Source organism: Acinetobacter sp. NIPH 542 (assembly GCF_000369825.1).
GTDB classification, from domain to species: Bacteria; Pseudomonadota; Gammaproteobacteria; order Pseudomonadales; family Moraxellaceae; genus Acinetobacter; species Acinetobacter oleivorans.
The window spans coordinates 272198-284698 of record NZ_KB850204.1 but is presented as its reverse complement, the minus strand read 5'-3'; the positions used below and the strand labels follow the sequence as shown (position 1 = coordinate 284698).

The 12501-nt window shown below is 40.2% G+C and carries 9 protein-coding genes and 4 tRNA genes; 9 read left to right on the top strand and 4 right to left on the bottom strand.

Annotated features, from left to right (window positions below; translation table 11 throughout):
* Positions 1 to 348 precede the first annotated feature (348 nt).
* The 8 genes from F886_RS02375 (at position 349) to F886_RS02340 (ending at position 5379) form a co-directional block, all read left to right on the top strand.
* On the top strand, positions 349 to 648 hold the full coding sequence (locus F886_RS02375) for a hypothetical protein (protein ID WP_005300933.1): 300 nt from the start codon (positions 349 to 351) through the stop codon (positions 646 to 648).
* 116 nt (positions 649 to 764) lie between these two features.
* Positions 765 to 2273, top strand: a complete 1509-nt coding sequence (gltX, locus tag F886_RS02370) for a glutamate--tRNA ligase (protein WP_005300931.1) — start codon at positions 765 to 767, stop codon at positions 2271 to 2273.
* Positions 2274 to 2330: 57 nt separating this feature from the next.
* Positions 2331 to 2406, top strand: a tRNA-Ala gene (locus F886_RS02365).
* A gap of 25 nt (positions 2407 to 2431) precedes the next feature.
* Positions 2432 to 2507: transfer RNA gene (locus tag F886_RS02360), tRNA-Glu, on the top strand.
* 128 nt (positions 2508 to 2635) lie between these two features.
* Positions 2636 to 4057: an amino acid permease gene (locus F886_RS02355; protein WP_005300929.1), complete on the top strand. Its 1422-nt coding sequence runs from the start codon at positions 2636 to 2638 to the stop codon at positions 4055 to 4057.
* A gap of 119 nt (positions 4058 to 4176) precedes the next feature.
* Entirely contained in the window at positions 4177 to 5076 is a 900-nt protein-coding gene (locus tag F886_RS02350; protein WP_005300927.1) for an alpha/beta hydrolase family protein, read from the top strand.
* Between the two features lie 121 nt (positions 5077 to 5197).
* A tRNA-Glu gene (locus tag F886_RS02345) sits at positions 5198 to 5273 on the top strand.
* Positions 5274 to 5303: 30 nt separating this feature from the next.
* Positions 5304 to 5379: transfer RNA gene (locus F886_RS02340), tRNA-Glu, on the top strand.
* 81 nt (positions 5380 to 5460) lie between these two features.
* Here F886_RS02340 and F886_RS02335 read toward each other — a convergent pair.
* A complete protein-coding gene (locus F886_RS02335) occupies positions 5461 to 6411 on the bottom strand; it encodes a hypothetical protein (protein ID WP_005300925.1) in 951 nt (316 codons plus the stop codon).
* 275 nt (positions 6412 to 6686) lie between these two features.
* Between F886_RS02335 and F886_RS02330 the strand changes: the two genes are divergently transcribed.
* The gene (locus F886_RS02330; RefSeq protein ID WP_005300922.1) at positions 6687 to 7025 is read left to right on the top strand and encodes a membrane protein; all 339 of its coding nucleotides are present in this window, start codon (positions 6687 to 6689) and stop codon (positions 7023 to 7025) included.
* An 18-nt stretch (positions 7026 to 7043) separates the two neighbouring features.
* Here the strand turns inward: F886_RS02330 and F886_RS02325 are convergent, their stop codons facing one another.
* The 3 genes from F886_RS02325 to F886_RS02315 all read right to left on the bottom strand — a co-directional run bounded on the left by F886_RS02325 (position 7044) and on the right by F886_RS02315 (position 12500).
* Entirely contained in the window at positions 7044 to 7994 is a 951-nt protein-coding gene (locus F886_RS02325) for a cation diffusion facilitator family transporter (RefSeq protein WP_005300919.1), read from the bottom strand.
* Between the two features lie 131 nt (positions 7995 to 8125).
* Entirely contained in the window at positions 8126 to 11284 is a 3159-nt protein-coding gene (locus F886_RS02320) for an efflux RND transporter permease subunit (protein ID WP_005300915.1), read from the bottom strand.
* A complete protein-coding gene (locus F886_RS02315; protein WP_005300914.1) occupies positions 11274 to 12500 on the bottom strand; it encodes an efflux RND transporter periplasmic adaptor subunit in 1227 nt (408 codons plus the stop codon). The genes F886_RS02320 and F886_RS02315 overlap by 11 nt, the downstream gene beginning before the upstream one ends.
* Position 12501: the final 1 nt, after the last annotated feature.

Genomic DNA, 12501 nt, shown 5'->3' with positions numbered 1-12501 from the left:
TTACAATCAATTACTTATATTAATATATTTTTTATTAATCTCTTTAAGATATATAGCTTAAGAAGCCTAAATCATTTCATTTTTGAAATTTTTTGTAATTATTCTTACAACTTAATGAGGGCCTTCACTTTATCTACACATTAATTTGTTAAATAATGAAGCGTAAAGGATACACATGACCTACATTGGGGTCGACCAGATTAAAATATAGATAATTTTTGTAAAAAGTGTGACACAGTTCCACTTTTTTATTAAGATTTATGTTTAAATCGTAGCATTACCGTAATTTTACATTTCGTTAAACTCAAAAAATAGTTGAAATGTAATGAACAGAGGGGATGATTAATAATGAAAATTCATTATGGAAAAGCGTTAAGCTTAAGTTTGGTGCTGGGTTTAGCATCACAATTTTCTGCAGCAGCAGTACTTAAAGATACCCCAAATAAAACTGGGTCAGATAAGCAGACTTCGCTTATTGAAAAAGCTTTAGATCAACAGAAACGTAATCCTATTGTATTACCTTCTTCAGATGATGAGCTTAAGGTACTCAATACTATTCGCGTTACACCGACTCAAAATTTTCTTGCTGCACAACACGAACGTTTTTCACGTTTTGTTCAGGCAATCTTCCAGCCGCATGCTTCTTAAAATCTGAAACACCCCCTCTTCGTTTCAGTTTTAGCCCAGACTGACGTTAAATAAAACGTCAGAATACTGGGCTTTTTCGTTATAATAGTTTCAATTTTTATTTTGACCCATTACCTATGAAAGTTCGTACTCGTATTGCACCTTCTCCTACCGGTTTTCCTCATGTCGGCACCGCTTACATCGCTTTATTTAACATGTGTTTTGCGAAACAACATGGCGGAGAATTCATTTTAAGAATTGAAGATACAGACCAACTTCGCTCTACGCCAGAATCTGAAAAAATGATTTTGGATTCATTGCGTTGGTTAGGCCTAAATTGGTCTGAAGGCCCAGATGTAGGTGGTCCTCATGCGCCGTATCGCCAATCTGAACGTATGGGAATTTATAAGCAATACGCATTAGAACTTGTTGAAAAAGGTCATGCTTTTTATTGTTTCGCTACTGCTGAAGAACTAGACCAGATGCGTGCTGAACAACAAGCACGCGGTGAAACACCAAAATATGACGGTCGCGGGTTAAAACTTTCTCAAGAAGAAGTGACTCGTCGCTTAGAAGTGGGCGAACCCCACGTCATCCGTATGAAAGTACCTGAAGAAGGTATTTGTAAATTTAATGACTTATTACGCGGGGAAGTTGAAATTCCTTGGGCACAAGTCGACATGCAAGTTCTTCTTAAAAATGATGGGTTACCGACTTATCATTTAGCGAATGTTGTAGATGACCATTTAATGGAAATCACTCATGTATTACGTGGTGAAGAATGGCTTCCATCTGCACCGAAGCATCAGTTGCTTTACCAATATTTTGGTTGGGAAATGCCGACACTTTGTCACATGCCATTGTTGCGTAACCCAGATAAATCAAAATTGTCTAAACGTAAGAACCCGACATCAATTAACTACTACCGCGATATCGGCGTTTTACCAGAAGCCTTATTAAACTATTTAGGCCGTATGGGCTGGTCAATGCCAGATGAGCGTGAAGTATTTACGCTACAAGACATGATGGATAGCTTTGATATTCAACGTGTTTCACTAGGTGGACCAATTTTCGATGTTGAAAAACTGAATTGGTTAAATGGTCAATGGATCAAAGGCTTAACCCCTGGTCAATTATTAGACCGCTTATTAACATGGAAAAGTGATCGCAGCACTTTAGAAGATATTGCAGCTGCCATTCAACCGCGTATTAATTTACTTTCAGAAGCTGTGAATTGGGCTGGTTTCTATTTTAACCATATGCCACAAATTACTGCTGAAATGTTTGAAAGCAAAAAATTGACTCAAGAACAGGTTCGTCAAAGTCTGCAATTTGCAATTTGGCGTCTTGAAGGTCAGTTTACTTGGAATAACGACACTGTTAGCCAAACTCTAATGGATCTTGCGAATCAGATGGAGATTAAATTACGCGATTTCATGCCAGCGTTCTTTATCGCAATTGCAGGTTCAACTAGTTCAACACCTGTAATGCAGTCGATGGTGACCCTTGGACCTGATTTAACTTTCGCTCGTTTACGCCGCGCCTTAGAAGTTGTGGGTGGACCAAGCAAGAAAGAAGTTAAAAATTGGGAAAAACTCAATGAGAGCCTAAAATTGCCTAAAAATGAAGCAACTAGCGAAGCTTAATTCATTTTTTTGTTGACGTGTGAGCGCATCCCCCCTAATATTGCGCTCACACAAACTGGGGTCATAGCTCAGTTGGTAGAGCGCTACAATGGCATTGTAGAGGTCAGCGGTTCGATCCCGCTTGACTCCACCACGCTCCTTTGTGTTTGCCTCATCAAGTCCCTATCGTCTAGAGGCCTAGGACATCGCCCTTTCACGGCGGTAACCGGGGTTCGAATCCCCGTAGGGACGCCATATTCTGCTTTAAAAATTATAAAAAGACTCTATCGTCACCTTACTGTTTATTCTTTATCTCTTTCTAGATTGCACATTTGTCTATTTTATCTAAAATAGCGTCTTTCTTAATTCTCTCAATGTGTAATATGCAGCCATCTGACAATCAACTAGATGCTCATCAGCATCAGAACAGTACTGCACCTTTAAAAAGAGCCATGAGTACTCGCCATCTTGTGATGTTATCACTAGGCGGAGCTATCGGAACTGGTCTCTTTTTAGGTTCAGGGGAAGTCATTTCACAAACTGGAGCTATTGGCGCAATTATTGCCTATATACTTGGTGGCGCGATCGCTTACATGGTCATGCTTTGCCTAGGAGAGCTTGCTGTACACATGCCTGTTTCAGGCTCTTTTGGTGCTTATGCCAAAAAATATATTAGTCCTAGTACTGGCTATATGATTTCTTGGATGTACTGGCTGACCTGGACTGCAACGCTTGGAACTGAGTTCACAGCTGCGGCATTACTCATGCAGGAATGGTTCCCACATATTTCAATGTGGATCTGGACAATTGTTTTTGCAATCACTATTTTTGGCTTAAATATTAGTTCAACTCGCATTTTTGCTGAGTCTGAGTTTTGGCTCGCTCTTGTTAAAGTCATTACCGTGATTGCTTTTATTGTGCTTGGCCTGCTAGCAATTTTTGGTTTAATTCCTTTTCATGGCAGCCAAACTGCACCGCTATTTAGTAACCTTACAGCGCAAGGCTGGTTCCCACATGGTTTAATTCCTATTTTCACCACCATGCTGATTGTTAACTTTGCTTTCTCAGGCACAGAATTAATTGGCGTAGCAGCAGGTGAAACCAAAGATCCAGCTCAGAATGTACCCAAAGCAATTAATGCCGCGATTTGGCGTCTTCTTATTTTCTTTGTAGGTACCATTATTGTTATTAGCGCCTTGCTTCCCTTCCAGCTTGCAGGTTTAGGCGGTGAAAGCGTAAGTAGCAGTCCTTTTGTTACTGTATTTAATTATATTGGCATTCCATATGCGGATGACATTATTCGATTTGTAATTATTACCGCTCTGCTTTCGGCAGCAAACTCAGGACTTTACGCTGCTTCACGTATGATGTGGTCACTGTCAGAACAAAAATTATTACCTAGCGTATTCTCTAAACTTTCAAGAAGTGGGACGCCTATTGTTGCTCTAGTTGTAACAATGTTTGGAGCAATTCCTGGTTTGTTATCAGAGCAATTTGCACCAGAGACTATTTTTAAGAATCTACTCGGTGTAGCTGCTTTTACCATGGTTATTGTCTGGATGAGCATCTGTTTAAGTCAGTTCAATTTCCGCCGCCAATGGTACAAATCTGGCCATACTGTTAAAGACTTACAATATGCCGCTCCATTATTCCCTATCGTTCCAATTTTAGGTTTTATTTTCTGCTTTATTACTTGCTTAAGTATGGCTGCAGACCCTGAAATGCGTGCTGGTTTTGTGGGCTGTCTTATTTTTACAGCTTTATGTTATGTCAGCTATTTTATTTTTTACCGCAATAAAGCCTAATTCGCTTTGATTGAATTAAAGTGTAGCAAAAAGCTACACTTTTTTTTGCCTACATACTGGTTTTATATAACGTACCGTTGTAGATTAAAATTTATATTAAAAACAATTCCTTGTATAGAATGAAAATTATATTTATCCACGGGATGAATCAACAGAATTACACTGCTCATCGCTTAAAAGAGCATTGGCTAAAAGTATTTAAGCTTGGCCTAAAACAGATGCCTTGCAAAGTTAACGTGCGCGATCTTCATATTCATATGCCATTTTATGGCGACCTAATGACTAAATATCGATTAAGCAATCAATTAGACCTCAATACGTTATTACCTAAGTCATTTTTAAATAATTATTTACCCATTCATTTACATCCCCATAATCCTCCTGCTAAAGAGCACACCCCATTTGTTCCTTTATTGCTACCAGCAACTGACTCCGCTGAAAAAAGCTTTTCAGAACGAATCTATCTGACCTCTCAGCTCGTAAAAGACCGCCTACTCAAAGAGTTGGTTGTTCTGTTAAATAACTTCCCTAAATTACATGAGAGCTTGATACAACAGTTTCTGATTGAGACTTATATGTACTTATCTAATCCTGAATTTATGGAGGAAGTAAATGAACGGATTTTAAAGAAAATGCGAGAAAATGAAGATTATATTGTCGTTGCGCACTCTCTCGGCTCGGTTATTGCCTTTAACCTTCTTTCAAATCCTGCATATCGGTTCTCAATTAAACGATTTATAACGTTAGCTTCTCCTTTATCTTTTCGCGTAATTCAAAGTAAGCTTCCGATTCCAATCGTTAGGCCATCATGTATTCACGGTGATTGGTTTAATTTTTACTCTCAAGACGATTTTCTAACTGCATTTCCACTATGTGAGGCCCCATTTAATTTTGATCCTCCAATTATTAATCAGAAGATTTATACCTTTGCCAACCAGCCGCATGAGATTTTAGGTTATCTACAACATCCGTCTGTTATAAAGGCAATTATTGAGCCTTTTCAGAAAAATGAAGGATAAATGTATATATTTTCCACAATTAGAGTTATTTTTAATCGGTTGACTGTTTTTTTTAATATTTCTTCAGAAAACTATTTGACACTTTTATTAAATCGACCTAATATACGCCCACCTCTGAAACGTCCCTATCGTCTAGAGGCCTAGGACATCGCCCTTTCACGGCGGTAACCGGGGTTCGAATCCCCGTAGGGACGCCAATAATTTTTTCAGATGTATGCCTCACATATGTCCCTATCGTCTAGAGGCCTAGGACATCGCCCTTTCACGGCGGTAACCGGGGTTCGAATCCCCGTAGGGACGCCAAATTCTAAAAAGCCACTGCATAACGTCAGTGGCTTTTTTTTACCTAAAAAAAGCCAATCAATGATCAGCTTTTACTATGCTCTATGAGCTTGCAATTCCCACTTGTACTTCGAGGCGACCCGACTGTACCCGTAGTCCTCTAATTTCAAATTGATCTACCAATTGCTGGACCAACTCTCGACTTTCTCTCAAAATATTTAAACCAGGTAAAATACTAAAATCTGTCAGACTCAAAAGCTTTTCAACCATCCAAGAGCGGTTATTAATAAAGTCAATAAATCCTGCCTGCTCTAGGTCAATAAACCACATACGGTGGCCATCACGCTGGATACCCGGAATATCACCAATCAAATGATTAATAAGTGATGGAATGGGTAACATATTTACGACTTCAAAACCAACTCGACCAATACGGCGCACAGCCCAGTTTGACAGCGTTCCTCCATGACGAATCTGGACATCAAGACTTTCATCCATTTGACGTAGGCGCAAAAACTTTTCCTGCCCAATACGACATTCCAATACTTTAAAATCTAAACTTAAACGGTACATGAAACGATGATAATGCCCATCGATCTCGACTTGGAAACTATCATTGCCACACTTGATTTTAATATCATCAATTTCAGAGCGATCTATGCGCTTACGGATTTGATTATTTAATAACATTTCAGGTAAGTACAACGTTAAGGTACTCTTCCCCAAAAATGTACGCGCCATGATCAACGCGACTTGGCGTGCGGTTTCACTGGTTTCAGACACCATATCTCTTACAGTGCCAGCCGCCAGATTTGTCATTCCAACAACTCCACGTCGCGTATGAGTAGTCACTTGATCGAGCGCGTCTAAAGCCGCGTCAGCAACCTCTGCAATATTACGTGTTGTGTCGCTAGCAAACCCAACTGCATCTTGGGCATGTTGCAATGTCTTATGCAGTAATCGACGAGATAATGACGGTTTTGCGGTATCTGGGGTAGCTAAAACCGATGCTGTCGTTGTAGGCTGCGACTTATTGTCATCTTGTTGACCCAAGTCCCTCTCTCCTTTTTATATTTATTCCACGTCCTATTTATGAGTATTTAAGCTCATTTATAGTGCTAATCACACTTCATTTTTCTGTAGATTAGCATGCTCTACAATATTATTTTAATTTTTATGTGTACGGATAAATCATCAGTTTTTTATATTTGTTTGTTTATTCATAAGTAATTTTTCTGCTAACTCATAGCACTTCATCGATATCTTACAAATTTTTTTCTTTTCCGACATTTCCGTTAGAATAGATTCAAACTAAATGTGGAGTTCTCATGCAATATCGTTGCCCTCAATGTCAAAGTGTTAAAATCATGCCTGTAAGCCAAGGCATGAACAGCGTAAAACCAGCAGTTCCTAAAAGCCTCGCTATCTTAATTCCTGCACTTTTTATGCTTTTACTCTTGGTTGTGATTAGCATTTTTATGTGGATTTTTGGCAATGGTGCAGGTAGCACTCTTCAAATCGCAACAGTAGTTGTTTTTGTTGTGACTGTAGGAGCAGGTTTTATGTTTTGGCGTGATTTGCCGGACTTTAAACTGTCTATGCAAGCATTTATGCAGTCACAAAAACATTGGAAATGCCGTGACTGCAATCACGAATGGGAAATTTAAAAAAGTATTCACATCAGCTTAATGCTGATGTGAATGTTCTTTATTATCATGCTCGTGTGAAGCATGTTGAGCAATATGCTGGCAATTGATCTCGGCATCGTCTTCAATTTGCAAGGTTACTTCGCCAATACCATGTTCATGAGAAAGCATTTCAACAGCATCTTGATAGAGCTTGGTACGATCCGCTTGCGGTGCAAATAAATGCACCGTTAAATGGATATTTTTAGAAGTAATCGCCCATACTTTAAGTTGGTGAATACTCTCCACACCATTTAAAGAAAGCAGATCTGTACGTAACTTCTCAATATCCACTTCTTCTGGCACACCTTCGAGTAAAATATTAATACTTTGTTTAAGTAAAACCCATGTTCTTGGTAATACCCAAAAGCCAATCAGTACCGCAATAATCGTATCGACCCAGTACCAGTTGGTGAAGTAAATGATGAGTGCCCCGATAATAACGCCGACTGAGCCTAGAGCATCACTCAATACCTCTAAATAAGCACCTTTAACATTTAGGCTATTATTAGCACTCGACATGAGAATTTTCATTGAGATGAGATTAATCACCAAACCAATGGTCGCCACAATGAGCATTCCCATACTTTGAATTTCAGGTGGCTTAGAGAAGCGGATATAGGCCTCATATAAAATATAAATTGCCACTACAAAAAGCATGAGTGCATTAAATAAAGCAGCCAGAATTTCAAAGCGCTGATAACCGAAAGTGCGTTTATTATCGGCAGGACGTTTGGAAATTTGAATGGCGACCAAAGCAATTGCCAAAGCAGCTGCATCTGTAAACATATGCGCAGCGTCAGAAAGTAATGCCAAACTTTGTGTGATTAAACCAGCAATGACCTCAACAATTAAAAACGTTGTTGTAAGCGCTAAAGCAATCGTTAATTTCTTAGCATTACCTTCAGTCACTACAGCATGACTATGATCATGACCATGATGTCCACCCATTTTGCGGACTCCTTTTTATTTATCTTTATGGTGAGTTAAAAGTAACGATGAAGACACCCTTACCTTTAACTCTTTCAAACACTTTTTTGAATTGACTCTGTCATCAAAAAAGATATCTCAAATCGATGACATTATGAATGCTCAACACTTTTCGTCTTGCTTTCATTCATCCATCGATAAATGACCGGTAATAAAACCAGCGTTAATATCGTAGATGAAATAATGCCACCGATTACTACGGTTGCCAAAGGTCGCTGTACTTCTGCACCAGTTCCAGTTGCCAAAGCCATTGGAATAAAGCCAAGAGACGCGACACAAGCCGTCATGAGTACAGGTCTTAAACGTAAGATCGCTCCATTCCATGTTGCAGTTTGAATATCAAATTTTTCTCTAAGCTCTTTAATAAAGCTCAGCATCACCAGACCATTCAAAACAGCGACACCTGATAAGGCAATAAACCCAACACCAGCCGACATTGAAAGCGGAATATCTCTTAGCCAAAGGGCAATAAGACCACCTGACAAAGCAAACGGCACGCCGCTAAACACTAACAGGCTTTCTTTAACATTATGGAATACAGCCATGAGTAAAATAAAAATCATAGCAAGCGCCAATGGAACAACAATTTTCATTCGTGCAGCAGCTGACGCTAGATTTTCAAATTGACCGCCATATTCCAACCAATAACCTGCTGGCAGTTGCTCCTTTGCAAGTGTTGTTCTTAACTCTTGAACAAATGATCCTAAGTCACGGCCTTCTACGTTTGCAGTAATAATGACACGGCGCTTACCATTTTCACGCCCCACCTGATTTAAACCTGAGGTACGTTCAACTTTAGCGACATCTTGAAGCTGGATCAGTCCACCATTTGGTAGCTGAATCGGAAGTTGAGCTAAGTTTTGGATAGTACGCTGCTGGTCTTCTAGGCGAATTTCAAAATCAAATCGTCTATCGCCTTGTAAAATCTGCCCAACATTTTGTCCACCAACACTTGCCGCCACAATATCTTGAATAGCTTTTGCAGATAGTCCGTATTGCGCAGCCAGAGGTCGGTTAATTTCAACACTCAGCACCGGTAAACCGCTCGTTTGTTCTACCTTAACCGCGGTAGCACCTGAAATTTTTTGTACTTTCTGAGCGAGTGCTTGAGCCTGCTCATTGAGTACTTGCATATCATCGCCAAAAACCTTGACACCAATATCACTCCGGATCCCTGAAATTAGCTCATTAAAGCGCAGCTCGATCGGTTGAGAGAACTCACTGTTATTACCGGGTAATGTCGCTAAAAAAGCTTCCATACGTGAACGCAGCTCAGCAAGCGTCTCTTTAGAGTTTGGCCATTGATCATGCGGTTTAAGTAAAATAACTGCATCAGAAATATTTGGCGGCATCACATCAGTTGCAACCTCAGCCGTTCCTGTTCGAGCAAAAACAGCTTTTACCTCTGGAAAGTTTTTCAAAATGAGTTTTTCAGTATTTTCCTGCATTCGCAGTGATTGCTCGAGCCCAGTACTCGGTGAACGCATTTGCTGCAAGGCAAAATCACCCTCACTAAGTTGAGGTGCAAATTCACTGCCCATTTGGGTAGCTAACACGCCTGTAAGCACTAAAATACTTAATGCAAAACTAACAACCACTATCTTAAGCTGATAAGCCTGATCGAGGATATCTCGGTATTTCTGCTTTAAAAGCAACATCCAACGCGTTTCTTTTTCTTTCACTTCACCCGTAACAAAAAGAGCAACTGCCGCAGGTACAAATGTTACAGAAAGAATCATGGCACCTAATAACGCCATCACCACAGTCATTGCCATTGGATGGAACATTTTGGCTTCAACACCAGATAAGGCAAAAATAGGTAGGTAAACCACTAAAATAATCATTTGCCCAAAAATAAGTGGTCGACGGGCCTGTTTTGCTGCAAGGAATACTTCTTTAAATCGCTCAGCTCGTGTAAGGGGTCGATGTAAAGCATGCTGTGCTTCTGCTAGACGTCGAATACAGTTTTCTACAATAACGACTGCACCATCTACAATAATCCCGAAATCGAGCGCTCCTAAACTCATGAGGTTGGCACTAATGTTTTGTTCAGCCATACCTGTCAGGGTAAATAACATCGAAAGGGGAATAACGCAGGCTGTGATTAAAGCAGCTCGAAAATTTCCTAGAAAAATAAACAAAATCACAATAACCAGAATTGCACCTTCAACAAGGTTCTTCTGTACGGTTGCAATTGCTTTGTTTACTAAACTCGTTCGGTCATAAACCGTTTCGATTTCCACACCTTTAGGTAATGTAGACTGAATTTCCTTAATTTTGGTATCAACCGCCTGAGCAATGGTACGGCTATTTTCTCCCATCATCATCATGGCAATGCCAAGAACCGTTTCCTCACCATTGTAAGTTGCAGCACCTGTTCTTAAATCATGCCCAATAGAAACATTTGCCACATCGGCCACGCGAATTGGTAACCCATTTTTGGTGCTCACAGTAATGTTTTGAATATCTTCAACACTACTTAACATGCCCGGCACACGAACGGTGAGTTGCTCTCCGTTTTCTTCAATGAAACCTGCACCGCGATTTTCATTATTTTCTTGCAGCGCAGTTTGAAATTCATTGATTGAAATCTGAAGCTGCTGCAAACGTTTTAAATCAGGTGACACAATATAGGTTTTATTGTAGCCACCAATACTATTAATTTCGGCCACGCCTTTCACACGCTGCAATTGAGGACGTACAATCCAGTCCTGAATTTCACGTAAATCCATGGCTGTATAGGCCGTGCCATCTGCTTTCTTAGCGCCTGATTTTGCTTTTACCACCCATTGGTAAATTTCACCTAAACCTGTAGAAACAGGAGACATAACTGGATCGACTGATTCAGGCAGTTGCCCGTCCGCCTCTTGTAAACGCTGGTTAATCAGTTGTCTTGCCCAATAAATATCGGTTCCATCTTTAAAAATGATGGTGACTTGGGAAAGCCCATAACGTGAAATAGAGCGGGTTTGTTCCAGATTTGGAATTCCAGCCATCGCATTTTCAATAGGATAGGTAATCCGCTGTTCAACCTCTAAAGCGGTATATCCATTGGCTTGAGTATTAATCTGGACTTGCGTATTAGTAATATCGGGAACTGCATCAATAGGAAGCTTTTGATAACTCCAGATCCCAACTCCAATCCAAGTCAGTACAAATAGCATAACCCAAATGGCATTTTGAATAGCAAACTGAATAACTCTATCAAACAACCCTTCTGGTTTGGGTAGCTCAGGTTTATTAATGTCCATGCTCCGCCTCTCCCTTTTCCAGTTCGGATTTCAGCAAGAAGCTACCTTCTGCCACATAGCGCTGGCTTGGATTAATACCTTTTACAACTTCGACCCACTGACCATCTTTAGAACGTTGCCCCAACTGTACAGTGACAGGTTCAAATTCAAAGCCTGTTTTAACCATTTTTGGGGTAAAGATAACGTCTTTACCTTCGACTTGTTGAATAGCCTGAGCTTTTACACGGGTCACTTTTTGCGTTGTGCCTGAAGAATTCAGCTCAACATTAACCATTAAGTTTGGACGCAATTCACTACTATTTGCCAAGACCTTGGCACGTACTTGTAAACGCCCCGTTTGAGCATCGGCTTCAGTTGTTAAACTTTGAACTTGAGCGTTAAATGCATTCCCAGTTTGTAAAGATTTAAATTCAATCTGCTGATTTGGCTGTAAATTCAGATTTGCGGTGCTTGGTAAAATAAACTCCAGCCACAACTGATCAAGCTGATTAATAATAAAAAGCTGGTCTGCTAGCTGTACGTTTTCACCCACCACAATATCTTTATTACTCACCATCCCAGAAATTGGCGCTGTTAAGGTATAGCGTCCTCCTGAGACCGAACCCGCCCCAAATGCACTTAGACGTGAGCGAGCTGCTTTCACTTGAATTTGGGCCTGCTGGTAAGCGTTATAAGCTCGTTGATAATCTTGTTTGGCCGAAATTCCTTGAGACCATAAGCTACGCTCACGTTCATAGTCCTGACGCGCTAAATCAAGATTAGACTGGGCAATTTGCAAATTGGCTTGTTGATCGACCAAATCTGGAACCAATAAGCTTGCGAGAGCCTGCCCTTTTTTAACTTGTTGCCCCAATTCAACATATACCGCTTCGACACGACCACTAAAACTTGGCGAGACATGGGCTTGTCGGTCTGTATTTACAACCAATTTTGCTGGATAAGTTTGAAGTTGAGGAACTTCACCTAGTTCAGCTTGTTCAATTTTTAAATTTTGTTCCTGCATTTGCTGAGCAGTGAGTAGCAGTGGTTTTTCACCCTCCTCATGGTGTTCTTCCCCCTCTTCTTCAGCATGTCCGTGACCTTCCGATGCTGATGCTTCGGAAGAATTAGATTTATTTTTTGAATTTAAAACCAGTAAACCAATTAATAGTGCAGTGATTGCAGCAATCACCCCGACCCAAAGCCATTGAGAATTTTTCTTTAAATTTTTAGACATT